Below are 19,624 nucleotides of genomic sequence, written 5' to 3' on the forward strand. Positions count from 1 at the left end.
CTTTCGGGCGATGCGCACCGGGCTGCGCAATTTTTGACCAGCCCCTTTTTGCCCGCGGTCTGGATCGCATCCTTGATCCATGACGCGCCGCCGCAACGGCGGGGATGATATTCTGCGCGCAAGCACGCGGGATACGCACACCGTCATCCCCTGATTTCCGCGCGCACGCGGCACTCTATCGAATTCATAGCATGACGAGAACATCCCTGTTCGCCCGAGGAGCGCGCAAGCGCGCCGCGCCGTGACGATCATCGTCGTCGACGACCACGGAGATTGGCGCGATTCCATCGCCGAGTACATCCAGGACCTGGGCCTGGACAAAGCCATCCTCACCGCGGGCTCGCTGGCCGAGCTGGACAGCCTGTTGCTTACCGTCACCCCCGCCATCCTCGTGCTGGACGCCATGCTGCCGGACGGCGACGGGCTTGCCCGGGTATCGCACCTGCGCACCACGTATCCGTCCATGGGCATCATCATGCTCACCGGGCGGCTCTTGAGCGAAGACAAGGTATCGGGCCTGAGCCTGGGCGCCGACCACTACCTGACCAAGCCCGTGAACCTGGCCGAGCTGGGGGCCACCCTGGTGGCGCTATCGCGGCGCCTGCGCGTCGTCCCGGCCGCCGACACCGAGGACGCGCAGTCGGACGCCTGGCGTTTTGACCCGGCGCGCCGCACGTTGACCACGCCCAGCCAGATCAGCGTCGACATCACCGACACCGAAAGCCGGCTGATCGGCGCGCTGATCCAGGCCGCGCCGCTGCCGCTGACGCGCGCGCGCCTAGTCGAAGCCCTGGGCGCAAGCGTCGAGGCCTACGACACGCATCGGCTGGATGCCCACATGCACCGGCTGCGGCGCAAGCTGCGCGCGCTGGCCGGCGGCGACTTGGGCATACGCACCGTCTATGGCGTGGGCTATGTCTGCACCACGCCCGTCACCATCGTGGGCAGCCTGCCCAAATCCTGAGACCGCCATGACCGCCCCGCTCCGCCCCCGCCGTTCCGTTCTCTACATGCCCGGCGCCAACGCGCGCGCGCTCGACAAGGCGCGCACGCTCGATGCGGACGCGTTGATTCTGGACCTGGAAGACGCGGTGGCGCCCGATGCCAAGGCGCAGGCCCGGACACAGGTTGCCGCGGCGCTCCGGGAAGGCGGCTACGGGAGGCGCGAGTGCATCGTGCGCGTCAACGCACTGGATACGCCCTGGGGCCTGGACGACGTGCGCGCCATTGCGCAGGCCGGGGCCCATGCCGTGCTGCTGCCCAAGGTCGAGAGTCCGGCCCAGTTGGCGGCGCTGGCGCAAGCGCTGGACGCGGCAGGCGCGCCCGCCGACCTGCCGCTGTGGGCCATGGCCGAAACGCCGCTTGGCTTTCTGCGGCTGGACGCCATTGCGGGCGGCCACGCGCGGCTGGCCGCCGTCGTCGTCGGCACATCGGATCTGGTCAAGGACCTGCACGCGCGTCACACTCCTTCGCGCGACGAGACGCTGCTGGCACGCTCGCTTGCCGTCATGGCCGCCCGCGCGCACCGCCTGGCCGTGCTGGACGGCGTGCACCTGGACCTGAACGACGACGCCGGGCTGCAAGACGCATGCCGGCAAGGCCGCGATCAAGGCTTTGACGGCAAGACGCTGATCCATCCGCGCCAGATCGCCGCCGCGAACGCGGCCTTCGCGCCGACGCCCGAGGAACTGGACACCGCACGCCGGCGCCTGGATGCATGGACCGCGGCACAGGCCGAGGGCAAGGGCGTGGCGGTCGTCGACGGCGCATTGGTCGAGAACCTGCACGCGCAAGAGGCCGAGCGCGTGCTGGCGCTGGCGCAGGCGATCGGCGCGGCTTAAGCGCGGCCTTGCGGCAACGCCGGCTGCGTGGCGCGACCTCCGGGGCCGAAGGTGCGCGCCTGGAGCTACCCGCCCGGAGCTGTCCGCCCGAAGCTTCCCGCCCGGAGCTGCCCGCCCAGGGCTGCCCGCCCGGGTACAATCCCCCCTCGCGTTCGGAGTTGGGTCGCTTCCATTCCGTTCATTCTTCGCGCCGGCGCGCACGTTGCGCGCGCCCTCCCGCCCCGCTTTCCGCCCTTTGCACCGCGCCGCTGGCCGGCGCCTTGCCGCGCGCCCGTCGCGCCATCCCGTTTCATAGTCATGATCCGCTTCCAACAAGTTTCACTCATGCGCGGCGTCAAGCCGTTGCTCGACAAGGTCGACCTGCTTCTGAACCCCGGCGACAAGATCGGCCTTATCGGCGCCAACGGCGCGGGCAAATCGAGCCTGTTCGGCCTGTTGCGCGGCACGCTGCACGCCGACCAGGGCGACCTGGACTACCCCGCGTCGTGGCGCGTGGCGCACGTCGCGCAGGAGACGCCCGCGCTGGATCGCCCCGCCATCGAATACGCCATTGACGGCGACACCACGCTGCGCAAGCTGGAAGCGGAACTGGCCGCGCTGGAAGCCGAACCGGAAAGCGCGGAGAACGGTCTGCGCATGGGCGAGATCTATGCCGCGCTGGCCGACGCCGATGCCTACACGGTGCATTCGCGCGCCGAGCAGTTGCTGACCGGCCTGGGCTTCACGCAGGCGCAGATGCACCTGCCGCTCACGAGTTTTTCCGGCGGCTGGCGCATGCGCCTGAACCTCGCGCAGGCGCTGATGTGTCCGTCCGACCTGCTGCTGCTCGACGAGCCCACCAACCACTTGGACCTGGACGCCATCATCTGGCTCGAAGACTGGCTCAAGCGCTATCCGGGCACGCTCATCGTCATCTCGCACGACCGGGATTTCCTGGACGGCGTGGTGAACGTGATCGTCCACATCGACGAACGCAAGCTCAAGCGCTACTCCGGCCACTACTCGTCGTTCGAGCGCCAGCGCGCCGCGCAGCTTGAGCTGGCGCAAGGCATGATGGAAAAGCAGATGCGCCAACGCGCGCACCTGCAATCGTTCATCGACCGCTTCAAGGCGCAGGCCAGCAAGGCACGACAGGCGCAGAGCCGGATCAAGGCCCTGGCGCGCATGGAAGAAGTGGCGCCGCTGCGCGCCGCCGCCGAATTCTCGTTCGAGTTCCGCGAGCCGCTGCGCGCACCCAATCCACTTCTGACGATGGACAAGGTCAGCGCGGGCTATCGCATCGAGGACGAAGCCACCGAAGCCGTGTCCGACAAGATCATCGTGTCGGGCATCAACTTTTCGCTGCAGGCGGGCCAGCGCATCGGCCTGTTGGGAATCAACGGCGCGGGCAAGTCGACCTTCATCAAGACCATTGCCGGCGAAATCGAGTCGCTTGCCGGCGAGACTCAGTTCAACAAGGGTCTGTCCATCGGCTACTTCGCCCAGCATCAGGTCGAGATGCTGCGACACGATGAATCGCCGCTGTGGCACATGACCAAGATCGCACCCACCGTGCGCGAACAGGAACTGCGCAACTTCCTGGGCAGCTTCAACTTCAACGGCACGATGGCCACCAGTTCCATCGCCCCCTTCTCCGGCGGCGAAAAAGCGCGCCTGGCGCTCGCGCTCATCGTGTGGCAACGCCCCAACCTGCTGTTGCTGGATGAACCCACCAACCACCTGGACCTGGAGACCCGCGAGGCCCTGACCGACGCACTGGCGCAGTTCGAAGGCACGCTGGTGCTCGTCTCGCACGACCGCCACCTGCTGCGCGCCACCACGGACCAGTTCATCATCGTGGCTGACGGCAAGGTCAACCCGTTCGATGGCGACCTGGACGACTACAAGGACTGGCTCTACAAGACCAAGCTGGCCGCCAAGGCCGCCTGAGCGCGTTTTTGCGCGCCGCGCCCGGCCAACCCGCGTTACAATCGCGCCGAATTGCCGGACTCCAGCTTCAACCTGGCCCGCGCGGCACCTTCAACCACGTCCCGCTGCATGCGGGACGCGTTTTTTAGCGCCCTAGATGCCTATCAAAGACCAACTTTTTCTTGCCAGCCAGTATCTCGCGCCGCATCACCTGGTGTCGCGCTTCTTCGGATACGCATCGGACTGCCGCGAACCCGCGGTGAAGAACTGGATGATCTCGCGTTTCGTCCGCAAGTACGGCGTGAACATGAGCGAGGCGCTGCAAGAAGACCCGTTGGCCTACGACTGCTTCAATGACTTCTTCACGCGTGCGCTGAAAGACGGCGCGCGGCCGCTGGACGAAGAGCCGGGCGCGGTGGTGTGTCCGGCCGACGGCGCCATCAGCCAGATGGGCGCCATCGAACAGGGCCGCATTTTCCAGGCCAAGGGCCACAGCTATGGGCTTGCCGACCTGCTGGGCGGCGACACCGAGCGCGCCGCGCCCTTCCAGGGCGGACAATTCGCCACCATCTATCTGTCGCCCAAGGACTATCACCGCGTCCACATGCCCGTCGCCGGCACGCTGCGCGAAATGATCCATGTGCCGGGCCGTCTGTTTTCCGTCAATCCGCTGACCGCCCGCAACGTGCCGCGCCTGTTCGCGCGAAACGAGCGCGTGGTGTGCATCTTCGACACCGAACACGGTCCCATGGCGGTCGTGCTGGTGGGCGCGATGATCGTGGCGTCCATCGAAACCGTGTGGGCGGGTCTGGTCACCCCATACAAGCGCCGTATCAAGTCCGTGCGCTACGACGCCACCGCCCGCGCGCCCATCCACCTTGAAAAAGGCGCCGAGATGGGCCGCTTCAAGCTGGGCTCCACGGCCATCGTGCTGTTCGGGCCGGACAAGATCCGCTGGGCCGATACGCCGTCGGTGCTGGGTCCGGTGCGCATGGGCGAACTGCTGGCGTTGCCCGCCCAGGTGTAAATCTGCAGAATCCGCTTGTTCGCTCAAAGCGAACAAACAGATTTTGTTTTATTCGCTTTCTACCGCAGACGGGCGTTGTTAGATTACGGGCTTTTACCGGCCCGCCATGACCACAACCGCCCTGCCCGCCGCCGCGCCTCGCGCCACTGCCCATCCGCTGTCCCGCGCACTGGGGCGCATGCTGTCCCTGGACGATTTCGAGACTGCCGCACGCCGCCGGCTGCCGCGCCCCATCTTCGGCTACATCGCCGGCGCGGCCGAAGACAACCAATCCCTCAAAGGCAACCGCGATGCGTTCGCCCAGTACGCGTTCACCCCGCGCGTCCTGGTCGATGTCTCGCGCCGCACGCAACAGACCGAACTGTTTGGCCGCACCTACGCATCGCCGTTCGGTATCGCGCCCATGGGCATCAGCGCGCTGTCGGCCTACCGGGGCGACATCGTGCTGGCCCGCGCGGCGCGCGAGCAGAATGTGCCTGCGATCCTGAGCGGCACGTCGCTGATCCCGCTTGAAGCCGTCATTGAAGAAGCGCCCGGCACCTGGTTCCAGGCCTATCTGCCAGGCGATCCCGCCAAGATCGATGCGCTGATCGAACGCGCGCGGCGCGCGGGCTTCGAGACGCTGGTGCTGACCGTCGACATCCCCGTGTCCGCCAACCGCGAGAACAACGTGCGCACGGGATTTTCCACGCCGCTCAAGCCCAGCCTGCGCCTGGCGCTGGACGGCCTGGCGCGCCCGCGCTGGCTGGCCGGCACATTCCTGCGCACGCTGCTGGCGCACGGCATGCCGCACTTTGAAAACTCCTTTGCCACGCGCGGTGCGCCCATCGTCTCCGCGTCGGTGCTGCGCGACTTCACGGCGCGCGACCACCTCAGCTGGGAGCATGTCGCCCGGATCCGCAGGCAATGGCCGGGCACGCTCATCATCAAGGGCATCCTGCATCCGCGCGACGCGGCGCTGGCCCGCCAGCACGGCGCGGACGGCATCATCGTGTCCAACCACGGCGCGCGCCAGCTTGATGGCGCGATCTCGCCGCTGCGCGCGCTGCCGGGCGTGGTGGCGCAAGCAGGCGCGATGACGGTGATGATGGACAGCGGCGTGCGGCGCGGCACGGACGTGCTCAAGGCGCTGGCGCTGGGCGCGCGCTGCGTGTTCGTCGGCCGCCCGTTCAACTACGCCGCAGCGGTGGGCGGACAGGAGGGCGTCGCGCACGCCATCGGATTGCTGCGCGCCGAGGTCGACCGCAACATGGCGATGCTGGGCATCAACCGGCTTGATGAGATGGACGCCAGCCTCATCTGCCGGGAAGGCGAGCTGCCGGCCTGACGAGACCGTCGCGCGGTGCAACACGCGACGCGCCGGCGGGGCATAGAATGGCGGTTCCCTGGTTTCCTGCGCGTCCTTCCGCGGCGCGCCTGCCCGCTGCCGTGTCCCTGCGCCAATCCTCATTCTTCCTGCGGTTCCTGACCCTGGGCGCCCTCGCCCATGTGTACGTCGGCGTCCGTCTGATTCCCGATCTGCTGCTTGGCCGCGAAGGCGACGCCGCGGCCATTCTTTTCCTCGTGCTGTCCTGCGTGCTGATCCCGATGGGCATGCTGGCGCGTTCGTCCGTCAATCCGCCATGGGGCGACCGCATCGCCTGGGTCGGCCTTTTGGCAATGGGTCTGTTCTCGTCGCTGTTCGTGCTGACGGTGTTGCGCGACGCGCTTCTACTGATCCTGTGGCTGGGCAACCTCGCGGCGGGCGCCAACCTGCCCTGGATCGAACTGCGGCGCGCCAGCGCATGGACGGTCATCGTGCTTGCGCTGGCCGGCACGCTGACGGGCTTCTATAACGCGCGGCGACGCGCACGCGTGGTCGACGTTGACGTGCCCATTGCCGGCCTGCCGCAGGACCTTGACGGCTTCACCATCGTGCAGATCAGCGACATCCACGTCGGTCCGACCATCAAGCGCCGCTATGTCCAGGCCATCGTCGACGCGGTCAACGAGCAGTTGCCCGACATGATCGCCATCACGGGCGACGTGGTCGACGGCAGCGTCGAGCAGCTTGCCGCCCAGTCCCGGCCGCTGGGCGAGCTGCGCGCGCCTTTCGGCGTGTACCTGGTCACCGGCAACCATGAATACTATTCGGGCGCGGCCCCGTGGATTGCGGAATTCCGCCGCCTCGGTCTGCGCGTCCTGCTGAACGAACACGCCGTGATCCATCCGTCGGGCCTGCCCGTGGTGGTGGCGGGCGTCACGGATTACAGCGCCGGGGCCTACGATCCGCATCAGCGCAGCAATCCAAGGGCGGCGCTGGCCGGCGCGCCCGCCGACGCCGCGGTCCGGATCCTGCTTGCGCACCAGCCGCGCAGCGCGGCCGCGGCCGAGCCGGCGGGCTACACGCTGCAGCTCTCCGGCCACACCCATGGCGGGCAATTCTTTCCGTGGGGATTCTTCGTGCGGTTCCAGCAGCCCTTCACCGCCGGGCTGCACCGGCTGGGAAAGATGTGGGTCTACACGAGCCGCGGCACCGGTTACTGGGGGCCGCCAAAGCGCCTGTGGGCGCCGTCAGAGATCACGCGGCTGCGGCTGCGCACCGTTTCGTCGCGCTGACCGCAGGGCGGTGGCTCAGGCCGCCTCGGGCAGCGGTCCGCGTTCCAGATAGCTGGTCAGCGCGATGTCGCTGGTGGTGTTGCTGATGCCTTCGATCTGATGGATGCGAGCCAGCAGCAGTTCCAGCGCCTGGGTGTCGCGCACCCTCACCTTCAGCAGCATGGCACTCTTGCCCGTGATGGTGTGGATCTCTTCGACTTCGTTCAGTTCGGCCAGACCCAGCACCTGCTGGGTGATGGTCCAGTTGATCGTGTCCACATGCACGAAGGCAAGCAGCGGCCGGCCCATCTTCGCGCCATCGAGCTTGGCGGCAATGCCCTTGATGAGCCCATCGCGCTTGAGCCGTTTGACCCGCTCGTGCACAGCGGGCGCCGACAGGTTGAGCAGTTTGCCCAGCTCCGCATAGCTGGGCGTGGCGTCGTCGGCCAACAGCGTCAAGAGTTTCCGGTCGCGGTCATCGAGGTCAGACATGGGAATGCCCCCTTACCAGGGGAAGGAGATGAGGTCGCCGTAAAGACGCTTGAGCGTGGCCTTCACTTCGGGCGAGTTCTGATAAATGGCAATGAATTTCAAAAGGCGCGGATCTTGCGCTTTTTCGGGTTTGGCCACCCAGCGGATGGCGTAGCGCCGGATGCTGTCCGGGTCGGTATTGTCAAAAGCCAGACCGTCCTTTTCGTTCAGGCCTGCCTGCTTGGCAAAGGTCGTGTAGGTGACCGACGCGGTCACATCGTCGAACGTGCGGGCCGACTGCGAGCCTTCAATCTGCACGAACTTGAGCTTCTTCGGATTGGCCACCACGTCCTCAAGGCTGGCCTGATGCGCCACACCCGGCTTGAGCGTGATGAGCCCCATCGACTGCAGCAGCAGCAAGGCGCGTCCGGTGTTGACCGGGTCGTTGGGCACTGCGATCGTGGCGCCCTCGGGCACCGGATCGCCCTTCTTCAGCTTCTTGGAAAAGAGCCCGATGGTCGTGGAATACCCATACGCAATGGGTTGCAGGTTGGCGCCGCGCCGCTGGTTGAAGAGTTCAAGAAACGGCGCGTGCTGGAAGAAGTTGGCGTCCACCGAACCATCGGCCACCGCGATGTTGGGCAGCACCCAGTCGTTGAATTCCACCAGCTTGACGTCCAGACCCTGCTGCTTTGCCTGGGCAATTGCCAATTCGGTGGCTTCGTTGGCCACGCTGGCGATGACGCCGATGCGCAGGGGCTGTTCCTGCGCGGCAGCGGGCGCAATAACAGCCAATCCCAGCGCCGCCACCGCGGCCCCCCGCGTCAGTTTCTTAAGCAATTGGTGCACAAGCATGTCAGCCATCCACAGAATCGGAACGCCGGACGACGGTCCGGCACAGGCGCTATTGTGCAGCACCTGGCGCACCGCGCCCCGAAAAGGCCTTTGTCACGCAATGGCAATGCCAAGCCGCCCCGGCGGCGCTAAGATGGCCTCAGTACGCCCTTGGGAGACGTTCATGAGTGCCGTGATGACCCCACAGCCCAGCGCGCAGTCAGCGGCCAGCCGCCGCGACCGCATCGAAGACCAGTTGGGCGCGCACAACTACCATCCGCTGGATGTCGTGCTGGCGCGCGGCAGCGGCGTCTGGGTCCATGACGTCGACGGCCGCCGTTATATGGACTGCCTGGCCGCGTACTCCGCCGTCAACCAGGGCCACTGCCATCCGCGCATCCTGGCCGCCATGACCGAGCAGGCGCAAAAGCTCACTTTGACCTCGCGGGCGTTCCGCCATGACCAGATGGCGGGCTTCTACGAAGACCTGGCGCGCCTGACGGGCGCCCACAAGATCCTGCCGATGAACAGCGGCGCCGAGGCCGTCGAAACCGCCATCAAGGCGGTCCGCAAGTGGGGCTACGAGGTACGAGGCGTGCCCGAGGGCCAGGCCGAGATCATCGTGTGCGCCAACAATTTCCATGGGCGCACGCTGGGCATCGTAGGGTTTTCGACTGATCCCGACGCCTATGGCCATTACGGTCCGTTCGCGCCCGGCTTCAAGGTCGTGCCGTTCGGCGATTTTGAGGCCTTTGACGCCGCCATCAGCGACCGCACGGTCGCTTTCCTGGTCGAGCCGATCCAGGGCGAAGCGGGCGTCGTGCTGCCGCCGCCGGGCTATTTCAGCCGCGTGCGCCAGCGCTGCACGGAACGCGGCATCACGTTGATCCTGGACGAGATCCAGACCGGTCTGGGACGCACCGGCAAGTTGCTGGCCGAGGAACACGAAGGCATCGAGGCCGACGTCACCCTCATCGGCAAGGCGCTGTCGGGCGGCTTCTATCCCGTATCCGCCGTGCTGTCCAACGCGGACGTGCTTGGCGTGTTCCAGCCCGGACAGCACGGCAGCACCTTCGGCGGCAATCCGCTGGCGTGCGCCATCGCGCGCGCCGCATTGCGGGTGCTGACCGAGGAAGGCATGATCGAGAACGCGGCCGTGGTCGGCGCCCACTTCCTGGAGCGCCTGCGCGCGCTGCCCGGTCCGGTGCGCGAGGTCCGCGGACGCGGCCTGATGCTGGCCGTCGAACTGGAGCCGGACGCGGGCGGCGCCCGCCTGTGGTGCGAACGCTTGCAGGCGCGGGGCTTGCTGGTCAAGGACACCCACGGGCATACCCTGCGCCTGTCGCCGCCGCTCATCGTCACGCGCGACGAGGTGGACTGGGCGTGCGATCAACTGGCGGCGGTGCTGTCGGCCGCCTGACGTTCACGCCCGCGCACGGCAAGTCTTGAACCGCAACACGGAGCACGCGAATTGACGAACACCCCTACTCTGCCCACCGACGTCACTCTGATCGGCGCGCCGACCGACATCGGCGCCGGCGCCCGCGGCGCCTCGATGGGCCCGGAAGCGCTGCGCGTCGCGGACCTGGGCCCGGTCATCGAAGCGCTGGGCTTTCAGGTCCGCGACCTCGGCAACCTGTACGGCCCCGCCAACCCCTGGCTGCCGCCCGTTGACGGCTACCGGCATCTGGAGGAAGTGACGGCGTGGAATCGCGCCGTGCACGATGCGGTCCACGAGGAATTGGCGCTGGGCCGCCTGCCGGTGCTGCTGGGTGGCGACCACAGCCTGGGAATCGGCTCCGTCAGCGCCGTCGCGCGCCATTGCCGCGCCGTGGGCAAGAAGCTGCGCGTGCTGTGGCTGGACGCCCACGCCGACTTCAACACCCATGCGCTCACGCCCACCGGCAACCTGCATGGCATGCCCGTGGCCTGCCTGTGCGGCAACGGGCCGGCGCCGCTGATCGGCATGTCCGGCGAATGCCCGGACATCGAGCCGTCCTGCGTGCGCCAGATCGGCATCCGCAGCGTCGACCCGGGCGAAAAGCGCCTGCTGCACGAGGCCGGCCTCGAGGTCTTCGACATGCGCTACCTGGACGAGATGGGCATGCGCGCCACCATGCAGGCCGCATTGGCCGGCCTGGACGCCGAGACGCATCTGCACGTGAGCTTCGACGTGGACTTTCTGGACCCCGAGATCGCGCCGGGCGTGGGCACCACGGTGATGGGCGGCCCCACCTATCGCGAGGCGCAGCTCTGTATGGAGATGATTGCCGACACCGGTCTCATGCGTTCGCTGGACGTGGTGGAACTGAATCCGGCGCTCGACGTGCGCAACCGGACTGCCGAGCTGGCGGTGGACCTCATCGAAAGCCTGTTCGGCAAATCCACGCTGGTGCGCCGGGGGCCCTGAAGGGCCGCGAGCGCACTGGACCGGCGCGCTATCCCTCGCGGTCGCGCCGGATGGCCTCTGCCGCCTCGCGCAGACGCAGCAGGTTTTCCTCGCGCTGCGCCCACACGCGCGGCGTCGGGCCCGCCACGCATAGCGCATACCATTCGCCCCCCAGATCCAGCGCCACCGCCAGACCGGTCAGGTCGACGACGCTCTCGCCCACATTCGACGCCCAGCCTTGCGCCGCCGCGCGCTCCACATCGGCCAGCAAGGCTTCGCGCGTGGTCAGGGTGCGGTCCGTGTAGCGGATGTATTGCGCCGCGGCCAGCGCCTGCTCGCGCTCGGCGTCGGGCAAGCGCGCCAGAATGGCCTTGGCGACCGAGCTGGTGTGCAGCGGCCGCCGCTCGCCCGCCCGCGCGGCATAGTGCACGGGCTGGGTGGATTCCACGACGTCCAGGAACACGACGGCGCCGTCCTGGATCTTGCCCAGCATCACGGTCTCGTTCACCGCGTCGCGCAGCGCGGCAAGTCGCGGACGCACCAGGTCCAGCCATGGATCGCCCGTGAGGATCTGCGCGGCCAGCCCGTGCAGCTTGGCCGTCGGGTAATACCCGGCGCGGCGCCGGACCTCGTACAGATAGCCTCGGGCCACCAGCGTGCGCACAAGGGCCAGACAGCTGGACATCGGCGCGCCCAGCCCCTGCGCCAGTTCGGTGAGCGGCATGGGCCGCCGGGTCTGCGCAAACAGCTCCAGCAGCTCCAGCGTGCGGGCAACCAGCTTGACTTCCAAGGCGTCTCCCTCCTTCGTGGCAACAGATTCTGTCCCCCCGGACTAGGGTGTTCCACCGTGTTGACTTTTCATGGACAGGTACCTAAATTCTTGCACAGGAATTTACATTCACCAATATGAAATAAATTTCAGCCGGCTGGAGCACCGGCGCCGCCTTCCCGAGTTACCGCGTCATCCAACAGATCAATAAAACGGCCCATTCCAGGGTTGGGAGACAGACAGATGCGTATCAAACCCGTGTTGGCGGCCTTGGCCGCCACTTTGGCCGCCTGCGCGGCGCAGGCCCAGTCCGATGTCGTGCGGCTGGGCGTATCCAACGATCGTTCCGGCATCTATTCCGACCTGGGCGGTCTCGGGTCCGAGACGGCCGTACGCATGGCCGTGGAAGATTTCGGCGGCAAGGTGGCTGGCAAGACCGTCGAGGTCGTCGGCGCGGACAACCAGAACAAGGCCGACGTGGCCTCCGCCCTGGTGCGCCGCTGGTTCGACACCCAGAACCTGGTCGCGGTGGTTGACGGCGGCGCCAGTTCGGCCGGGCTCGCCGCCCAGGGCGTCGCCCGTGAAAAAGGCGGCACCGCGCTCATCAGCGGCGGCTTTGCCGGCGATTTCAGCGGCAAGCAATGCAGCAATCTCAGCACGCAATGGGCGCCGGACACCTACGCGCTGGCCAACGCCGTGGTCAAGAGCGTGGTCGAGGGCGGCGGCAAGAGCTGGTATTTCATCACCACCGACTACGTGTTCGGCAAATCGCTGGAAAGCAATGCCTCGCGCTTCGTCGAGCGTGCCGGCGGCAAGGTCGTGGGCAGCACGCGCCACCCGCTGGGCGCCATGGACTTTGCCTCGTTCCTGGTCCAGGCCCAGTCCTCCAAGGCCGACGTCGTGGGCCTGGCCAGCGCCGGCGGCGACCTGGTCAACCTCATCAAGCAGGCGCAGGAGTTCGGGCTGGCGGGCGGCAAGCAACGCATGCTGACGTTCCTGACGTTCATCAACGACGTCCACGCGATGGGCCTGCCCGTCGCGCAGGGCCTCACCTTTCCCACCGGCTTCTACTGGGACGCGGACGAGGACACCCGCGCGTGGACGCAGCGCTGGCAGAAGAAGATGGGCGTCACGCGCGCGCCGTCCATCGTCCAGGCCCTGAGCTACGTGGCCACCACCCACTACCTGCAGGCCGCGCAGGCCGCGGGCAGCTTCGACGGCGCGGCGGTCAACCAGAAGATGCGGGAATTGCCCATCACGACCAAATTGATAAAGAATGCCCGGGTGCGCCCCGAAGACGGCCGCGTCATCATGGACCTGTACCTGGTCGAGGTCAAAAAGCCCGCCGAGTCCAAATACCCGAACGACTACTACCGCATCCTGTCCACGGTGCCCGGCGAAAAGGTCTTCGTGTCGCTCGCCGACAGCGAATGCCCCCTGGTCAAGAAATAGAAAGGAGACAACCATGAAGTGCTATTGCGTCGTCAATTTCCGCGAACCCTTGCAGGAAATGGATCAGCCCACGCCCACCCCGCAGGGGACGCAGGTGCTGCTGAAGGTCCGTGCGGCCGGCGTGTGCCACAGCGATATCCACCTGTGGGAAGGCGGCTACGACCTGGGCCAGGGCCGCACGCTGTCGCTCAAGGACCGCGGCGTGTCGCTGCCGCTCACGATGGGCCACGAAACGGTCGGCGCCGTCGTGGCGGCCGGGCCTGACGCGCAAGGGCTTGCCACCGATCGCAATTACCTCGTCTATCCGTGGATCGGTTGCGGCAAGTGCGCCTCGTGCGCAGCCGGCATGGAAAACCACTGCACCGCGCCGGCCTGCCTGGGTGTGCATCGCGCCGGCGGATACGCCGACCACATCGTGGTGCCGCATCCCCGCTACCTCATCGACATCGGCGGCCTCGATCCCGCGCAGATCGCGCCGTACGCGTGCTCGGGTCTCACGACGTATTCCGCATTGAAGAAGATCGGCGCTGAGGTCTACCGCGAACATCCCGTCGTGATTTTTGGTGCGGGCGGACTGGGACTGATGAGCCTGACCCTTATCAAGGCACTGGGTGGCGCGGGCGCCATCGTGGTCGACATCGACCCGGCCAAGCGGCAGGCGGCGCTGGACGCGGGCGCGCTGGCGGCGCTGGACGCGGGCGCGCTGGCGGCCATCGACGGCGCCGCGCCCGATGCCGCGCAGCAGATCGTCAAGGCCGCGGGCGGCAAGCCGGTGCAGGCCGCGATCGACCTGGTCGGCGCACCGGCCACCACCTCGCTCGCGTTCGACTTCCTGACCAAGGGCGGCAAGCTCATCATCGTGGGCCTGTTCGGCGGCGGCTCGACGTGGCCGATCGCTTTGATCCCGATGAAGGCGCTGTCGATCATCGGCAGCTACGTGGGCAACCTGGCCGAACTGAAGGAACTGATGGAACTGGTGCGGGCCGGCAAGGTGCCGCCCATGCCCGTGCACCGCCATGCGCTGGCCGAGGCGGACAGCGTGCTGGCCTCGCTGCGCGAAGGCAAGGTCGTGGGACGCGCCGTGCTGACGGTCGATTGACACATCCGCCGTCCTTCCCGCGCGGCGCGCCCGGCATCGGGCGCGTCGTGTGTCGAAGGCTATGCGGGCCGCAGGCGCGGATCGTAGATGAAGCGTTCGCGCCGCACCACCACGATGTGCTCGGCATCCGGATGCGCCGGGTTGACGAGAAAGTTGCAGTCCGGCACGCCGCGATACGGGACGATGGCGCTGGGCAGTTCCAGCAGCGCCGATACGCCCGACGCCACCCAGTTATCGCCCACGGCCTGCGAGGCCTCCGCGAAGGGCACCGCATCCCAGAACGGATAGTCGTCCTGAAGCTGCGCCAGCGACAGCGACTGGCGTGCTTCGAAGACGGCAGCGGGCACGGCCAGTTCAATCAGGTAGCGGTTCGCCTCCTGGGACGCGCGCGCGGCAAAGTGCACCACCGTTTCCAGCACCGACAGCGCCACGCTGGCCGAGGCATACACGACTGGCGTGCCGGGGCTGTTGTAGCGGCCGCCCACGGCGGCTGCGCCCGCGCCGCTCAGGTCGTCCGCCCGGTATTTGCCCGCCGTGGTGCCGATGCGCCAGAGCGAAACGTAGTCCGTCATGCGTAGACGCCCGCTGCGGCACGGGCAAGCGTGTCTTCGACGATGCGGCTGCTGGCGTCCGAGGTCAGAAGCGACAGCGGCTTGACATTGCCCAGCGCGGGCACGGGCGTGTTCAGCCAAAGCACCGCCTCCTCGTCGCTGCCCAGCACCTGGCGCGCGACGCGGACCACCCGGGCGACGCGGGCAAGCCGGTCGGATTCGCCCAGCGGTAGCGCCTGCCCTTCACGCGTCCACCGCGACAGCGAAGCCGCCTTGACCTCCGTGATGGCCATGATCTCGGCCTTGGGCACCTGCAGATAATCAGCCGCATCGTCGACCATCTGCGCAGGCAGGCCGCGATGCACGTCGCGCGCGATGTCGGTCAGGGGGCTGTCGACCAGGCCGCGGAACAGCTGCCGGGCGCGCGGCGGACGTTTGGCGGTGGCGCCGCGCTTGGTCGGCGATTTATCGGCAAGGGCGATGGTCATGGTCTGCTCCGGGCGCCGCGCACGGGCGGCAAACCGGGGGACCGGCCACGCCATGAGCGGCTGAATTACCAAATTGAATTTATAATATCCCATTTGGAAATACCCGCGCAAGGCTGGGCCGGCCGACTCCTCGGGACATACCCGGCATCGCAATGCCAGGCGGCGGCGCTCCCGTTGGACGCGCCGCGCCGCCCGTCACGCCCCCTGTTTCGGCCTATCATAGGCGGCGGCAAATTTACCCCCCTCGCATTTCTCTCAAGGACAGGCAATGACGGACCGGCAGCTCACGATACTCGCGGCGCTCAATCTCATGGTGGCAGTGGGCGCCGGTGCCTTCGGCGCGCATGGCCTCAAGCGCATCCTGACGCCAGAAATGCTGGCCGTCTGGCAGACCGGGGTGATGTACCACCTGGTCCACGCCCTGGGTCTTTTCGTCATCGCGCTGCTCGGCGCGCGTTTCGGCTCGCCCCTGCTGTCGGCGGCAGGCGTCGTGATGTTTGTCGGCATCGTGCTGTTTTCGGGCAGCCTGTACGTGCTGACGCTGACAGGCAAAGGCTGGCTGGGCGCCGTCACGCCGTTTGGCGGAACGGCCTTCCTGGCCGCATGGGCCATGGTCGCCTGGGCCGCCTACCGCGCGCAGCCCTGAACCCGTACTTCCCGTGATTCATTCCCGGCGGCAGGAACCGCCGCTCTTGCAGGTCTCTGATGTCCCCAACCACCGCATTACCCGCCGTCCGTGAACATTCCGCCGCCGCAGGCATCGCCTGCGTGGCGGGCGGCATCTTCTTTCTGACCCTCAGCGACGCCAGCGCCAAATGGCTGGGCGCAACGTACAACCCGCTGCAGATCCTCTTCATGCGCGCGCTGATCGCGCTGCCTTTCGTGACCGCGCTGGCGTTGTGGCTGGGCGGCCGCCGCGTGCTGCGCACGATGCATCCCGGACTGCACCTGACGCGCGGCGCCATCAACGTTATCTCGGCCAGTTGCTTCTACCTGGGATTGCAGGCGCTGCCGCTGGCCGAGACCACCGCCATCGCATTCGCCGCGCCGCTGTTCGTCACGGCGCTTTCCGTGCTGATCCTGAAGGAACGCGTGGACGGCAAGCGCTGGCTGGCCGTGCTGGCAGGTTTTGCGGGCGTGCTGATCGTGGTGCGTCCCGGCACGCAGGCCTTTCAGGCGGCCACCCTGCTGCCGCTGACCACCGCCCTGCTCTACGCGGTCATGATGATCACGGCGCGCGGCATCAACCGCGCCGAAGGCATGCTGACCATCACCTTCTACATCGTGCTGGGCCAACTGGTGTGGAGCTCGCTGGGGCTGGCGTGGGTCTGGCGTGCGCCGGCCGCCGAAGACCTGCCGTACTTCGGCGCGGTGGCCTTGTTCAGCACGTTGGGACTGACGCTGATCACGCAGGGGTTCCGTATCGGACCGGCGTCCGTCGTCGCCCCCTTTGACTACACGGGCCTCGTCTGGGCCACGATCCTGGGATGGATCTTCTGGCGGGAGGCGCCCGACGCCTACGCGTACCTGGGCGCCGTCTTCATTGCAGGCAGCGGCGTGTACATCGCCGTTCGCGAGGCGCGGGGCAAGTCGCGCCGCCGCGCCGCGCGCTGACGGCCGCCCTGCCCGCCAGCACTATTCGGTGGGCGGCGGAAAGTGCCGCTGCAACACCTTTGCGACGTTCGGCTCTTGTTCGGCCTCGCGCGCCACCGCCGTCAACGCCGGGCACATGGCGCCGAACCACGACGGTCCCGGACGCCAGTGCGTCATGACCGTCACATACAGGTCCAGCGCCGAAAAGCGCCGCCCCAGCATGTGTGGCGCGCCGGCCTGGCGTTCAAGCTCCTGCCACAGCTCGGCGCGGCGCGTGTGCACGCGCTCACGCAGCAGGTCGGCCCCCGCGCCCGGCGTCGTCCATTGCGCGGGCTCATCGCCGTAGGTGAAGGTGGGATACACCGCAGCCACCAGCCGCATCAGCAGGTTAAGGAAACGCGCCCGCTCCGGTTTGTCCGGCGCGGGCGCCAGCCCGGCCTGCGGCGCCACATCGTTCAGGTGCAGGATCATCGCGGCGCTTTCGGTCATTACCTCGCCGTCGGGCAGGATGAGCGTGGGCACCTGCCCCAGCGGATTCAGATGCAAAAGCCGGTCCCGCTGAAGACCCGGCTTCAGATAAGGCACATCCGTCAGCGTGTGCGGCACATTGGCCAGCACCAGCGCCATCTCGACGATGGCCGAGCCGCAACCCGCGGACCCGATGAGCTCGTAGGATTTCATGGCCGTCACCCTCCCGTTTCGGCCGGCGCCACCCGCAGCAATTCGCCAGGCGAGGCGTCCGTCAGCACATACACATAACCGTCCGGCCCCTGCCGCACGTCCCGGATCCGCCGCTTGCGGTCGACCAGCAGCCGTTCCTTCTCGACCACGCGATTGCCGTCGACGGTCAGGCGGATGAGGTTCTGATTGCCCAGCGCGCCGATGAAGAGCGAATTGCGCCAGGCCGGAAACCGGTCCGCGTCGTAGAACGCCATACCGCTGATGGCGGGCGATTTCGGCCACCAATGGATCGGCGGCTCCATGCCCGGCAGGGTTTCGCCCTTGGCTTCCGGAATGGCGAAGCCCGAATAGTTGATGCCGTAGGTGGCCAGCGGCCAGCCGTAATTCTTGCCCGGCTTCACGACATTGATCTCGTCGCCGCCACGCGGGCCGTGTTCGTTTTCCCAGAGTTCGCCAGTCCAGGGATTGAGCGCCATGCCCTGCGGATTGCGATGGCCGTACGACCAGATCTCGGGGCGCGCGCCCGGCTTACCCACAAAGGGGTTGTCCGCCGGCACGGAGCCATCCGTCTTGAGCCGCACGACCTTGCCTTGCAGCTTGTCCAGGTCTTGTGCCGTCGGGCGCTGATTGTTCTCGCCCAGCGCGATGTAGAGGTAGCCCTTGCCGTCGAACACCAGGCGCGATCCGAAATGCTGGCCGGACGACAGCTTGGGCTCCTGGCGGAACAGCACCTTGAATCCCTCGAGGCCGCTGGCGTCATCGGCCAGCCGCCCGCGCCCCACGGCCGTGCCGCTCTTGTCGCCATCCGATTCCGCATACGCCAGGTACACGTAGCGGTCGGTCGCAAAGTCAGGCGACAGCGCCACGTCCAGCAGTCCACCTTGACCGCGCGCGGCAACCTGCGGAACGCCAGAGAGCGGCTTGGACAGCCCGCCGGGCGTGCGCAGCAGCCGCAGGTTCCCGGGCCGTTCGGTGATCAGGATGCCGCCATCGGGCAGGAACGCCATGGACCAGGGGTGGTCCAGACCGCCGACGACGGGCGTCACGCGGGCGGGCGCCGACGGCGGTTCCTGCGAGGCTTGTGCAACGACGGGCGCGGCCGCAAAGGCCAGGGCCAAGGACAGGATCAGGGGAATTGCGCGCGTGCTCGCGGCGGTGCGTGACTGCATGGACATCTCCGGCGGCGACAGGTTGAAAAGCAGGCGCGCAAGGCATGACAGTGAGACGCGGGGGCCGCTCGCAATTGGCACACCCGGTTGGCGTACCATAGCGCCCACGGACGGGAGCTCTCCCGTTCTTGCTCTCAGGAGACTCGATCAGATGAAACTGTACTACATGCCCGGCGCGTGCTCGCTCGCTTCCCACATCGTCCTCGAGTGGATCGGCAAGCCGTACGAGACGCACAAACTCAGCCGTGAAGCGCTGAAGGAACCGGAGTTTCTGCGGATCAATCCGCTGGGCGCCGTGCCCGCGCTGACCGATGGCGACTGGACCCTCACGCAGAATGTCGCCATCCTGGAATACCTGGCCGAACAGGCCCCGGAAATCCCCCTGCTGGGCGACGGCACCGCGCGTTCGCGCGCCGAAGTGCGCCGCTGGGTCGGCTTCATCAATTCCGACGTCCACAAGACCTTCTCGCTGCTGTTCGGCGCGCAGCGCTACCTGAAGGACGAAGGCGCGCAAAAGGAATTGGCGGCCTCCGCGTCGGCGCTTCTGACCAAGCTGTTCGGGCAGTTGGATGCGCAACTGGCGGGCAAGTCCTACCTGGCCGGCGCCGCGCCGTCTGTGGCGGACGCGTATCTGTTTGTCGTGCTGCGCTGGGCCCACGCAAAGGAAATCGACCTGTCCGGCCTGAACCATCTGCAGGCGTTCTTCGATCGCATGCAGGCCGACGCGGGCGTGCAGGCCGCGCTGAAGGCCGAAGGCCTGTAACGGCTGCCGCTG

General features: G+C 67.4%; 20 protein-coding genes. 13 read left to right on the plus strand and 7 right to left on the minus strand.

Annotated features, from left to right (window positions below; all coding sequences use genetic code 11):
- Positions 1–241: 241 nt before the first annotated feature.
- The 6 genes from HV786_RS08120 (at position 242) to HV786_RS08145 (ending at position 7,374) form a co-directional block, all read left to right on the plus strand.
- Positions 242–964, plus strand: coding sequence for a response regulator transcription factor (locus HV786_RS08120; protein ID WP_056317634.1), 723 nt, complete (start codon positions 242–244; stop codon positions 962–964).
- A gap of 7 nt (positions 965–971) precedes the next feature.
- Positions 972–1,841, plus strand: a complete 870-nt coding sequence (locus HV786_RS08125; protein WP_175210506.1) for an HpcH/HpaI aldolase/citrate lyase family protein — start codon at positions 972–974, stop codon at positions 1,839–1,841.
- Between the two features lie 297 nt (positions 1,842–2,138).
- Positions 2,139–3,770 carry an ATP-binding cassette domain-containing protein gene (locus HV786_RS08130; RefSeq protein ID WP_056318739.1) on the plus strand — a complete coding sequence of 544 codons (1,632 nt, stop codon included), beginning with the start codon at positions 2,139–2,141 and terminating at the stop codon, positions 3,768–3,770.
- 136 nt (positions 3,771–3,906) lie between these two features.
- Positions 3,907–4,776, plus strand: coding sequence for an archaetidylserine decarboxylase (asd, locus tag HV786_RS08135; protein WP_128829253.1), 870 nt, complete (start codon positions 3,907–3,909; stop codon positions 4,774–4,776).
- A gap of 106 nt (positions 4,777–4,882) precedes the next feature.
- On the plus strand, positions 4,883–6,103 hold the full coding sequence (locus HV786_RS08140) for an alpha-hydroxy acid oxidase (protein WP_175210508.1): 1,221 nt from the start codon (positions 4,883–4,885) through the stop codon (positions 6,101–6,103).
- Between the two features lie 101 nt (positions 6,104–6,204).
- Positions 6,205–7,374, plus strand: coding sequence for a metallophosphoesterase (locus tag HV786_RS08145; protein ID WP_128829254.1), 1,170 nt, complete (start codon positions 6,205–6,207; stop codon positions 7,372–7,374).
- A 15-nt stretch (positions 7,375–7,389) separates the two neighbouring features.
- Here HV786_RS08145 and HV786_RS08150 read toward each other — a convergent pair whose 3' ends face one another.
- On the minus strand, positions 7,390–7,845 hold the full coding sequence (locus tag HV786_RS08150) for an Lrp/AsnC family transcriptional regulator (protein ID WP_056317626.1): 456 nt from the start codon (positions 7,843–7,845) through the stop codon (positions 7,390–7,392).
- A 12-nt stretch (positions 7,846–7,857) separates the two neighbouring features.
- A complete protein-coding gene (locus HV786_RS08155; protein ID WP_128829286.1) occupies positions 7,858–8,679 on the minus strand; it encodes a MetQ/NlpA family ABC transporter substrate-binding protein in 822 nt (273 codons plus the stop codon).
- Between the two features lie 163 nt (positions 8,680–8,842).
- Between HV786_RS08155 and rocD the strand changes: the two genes are divergently transcribed.
- Both rocD and rocF read left to right on the plus strand, forming a co-directional pair.
- On the plus strand, positions 8,843–10,078 hold the full coding sequence (rocD, locus tag HV786_RS08160; RefSeq protein ID WP_217472106.1) for an ornithine--oxo-acid transaminase: 1,236 nt from the start codon (positions 8,843–8,845) through the stop codon (positions 10,076–10,078).
- A gap of 51 nt (positions 10,079–10,129) precedes the next feature.
- Entirely contained in the window at positions 10,130–11,068 is a 939-nt protein-coding gene (rocF, locus tag HV786_RS08165; RefSeq protein WP_128829255.1) for an arginase, read from the plus strand.
- A 28-nt stretch (positions 11,069–11,096) separates the two neighbouring features.
- Here rocF and HV786_RS08170 read toward each other — a convergent pair whose 3' ends face one another.
- Positions 11,097–11,837 (minus strand): IclR family transcriptional regulator, encoded by a 741-nt coding sequence (locus tag HV786_RS08170; RefSeq protein WP_175210510.1) that lies wholly within the window; start codon positions 11,835–11,837, stop codon positions 11,097–11,099.
- Positions 11,838–12,059: 222 nt separating this feature from the next.
- On the opposite strand from HV786_RS08170, the gene HV786_RS08175 reads away from it, so the two are divergent.
- Together HV786_RS08175 and HV786_RS08180 are read left to right on the plus strand one after the other, a co-directional pair.
- A complete protein-coding gene (locus HV786_RS08175; RefSeq protein WP_128829256.1) occupies positions 12,060–13,268 on the plus strand; it encodes an ABC transporter substrate-binding protein in 1,209 nt (402 codons plus the stop codon).
- A 13-nt stretch (positions 13,269–13,281) separates the two neighbouring features.
- On the plus strand, positions 13,282–14,367 hold the full coding sequence (locus HV786_RS08180) for an alcohol dehydrogenase (protein ID WP_175210512.1): 1,086 nt from the start codon (positions 13,282–13,284) through the stop codon (positions 14,365–14,367).
- A gap of 59 nt (positions 14,368–14,426) precedes the next feature.
- Here the strand turns inward: HV786_RS08180 and HV786_RS08185 are convergent, their stop codons facing one another.
- Together HV786_RS08185 and parS are read right to left on the minus strand one after the other, a co-directional pair.
- Positions 14,427–14,939, minus strand: a complete 513-nt coding sequence (locus tag HV786_RS08185; RefSeq protein WP_128829257.1) for an RES family NAD+ phosphorylase — start codon at positions 14,937–14,939, stop codon at positions 14,427–14,429.
- Complete coding sequence (gene parS / locus HV786_RS08190) at positions 14,936–15,406, minus strand: type II RES/Xre toxin-antitoxin system antitoxin (protein WP_128829258.1); 471 nt, start codon at positions 15,404–15,406, stop codon at positions 14,936–14,938. Before parS ends, HV786_RS08185 begins: the two co-directional genes overlap by 4 nt.
- Positions 15,407–15,674: 268 nt before the next feature.
- On the opposite strand from parS, the gene HV786_RS08195 reads away from it, so the two are divergent.
- Both HV786_RS08195 and HV786_RS08200 read left to right on the plus strand, forming a co-directional pair.
- Entirely contained in the window at positions 15,675–16,052 is a 378-nt protein-coding gene (locus tag HV786_RS08195) for a DUF423 domain-containing protein (protein WP_062841117.1), read from the plus strand.
- Positions 16,053–16,111: 59 nt separating this feature from the next.
- Complete coding sequence (locus HV786_RS08200; RefSeq protein ID WP_152384387.1) at positions 16,112–17,020, plus strand: DMT family transporter; 909 nt, start codon at positions 16,112–16,114, stop codon at positions 17,018–17,020.
- A gap of 21 nt (positions 17,021–17,041) precedes the next feature.
- Here the strand turns inward: HV786_RS08200 and HV786_RS08205 are convergent, their stop codons facing one another.
- Positions 17,042–17,680 (minus strand): glutathione S-transferase family protein, encoded by a 639-nt coding sequence (locus tag HV786_RS08205; RefSeq protein ID WP_175210514.1) that lies wholly within the window; start codon positions 17,678–17,680, stop codon positions 17,042–17,044.
- Positions 17,681–17,685: 5 nt separating this feature from the next.
- On the minus strand, positions 17,686–18,849 hold the full coding sequence (locus HV786_RS08210) for a PQQ-dependent sugar dehydrogenase (protein WP_128829259.1): 1,164 nt from the start codon (positions 18,847–18,849) through the stop codon (positions 17,686–17,688).
- A gap of 151 nt (positions 18,850–19,000) precedes the next feature.
- On the opposite strand from HV786_RS08210, the gene HV786_RS08215 reads away from it, so the two are divergent.
- Positions 19,001–19,612, plus strand: a complete 612-nt coding sequence (locus HV786_RS08215; protein WP_128829260.1) for a glutathione binding-like protein — start codon at positions 19,001–19,003, stop codon at positions 19,610–19,612.
- The last annotated feature ends 12 nt before the right edge of the window (positions 19,613–19,624 follow it).

The organism is Achromobacter mucicolens (genome assembly GCF_902859725.1).
GTDB lineage: Bacteria > Pseudomonadota > Gammaproteobacteria > Burkholderiales > Burkholderiaceae_B > Achromobacter > Achromobacter mucicolens.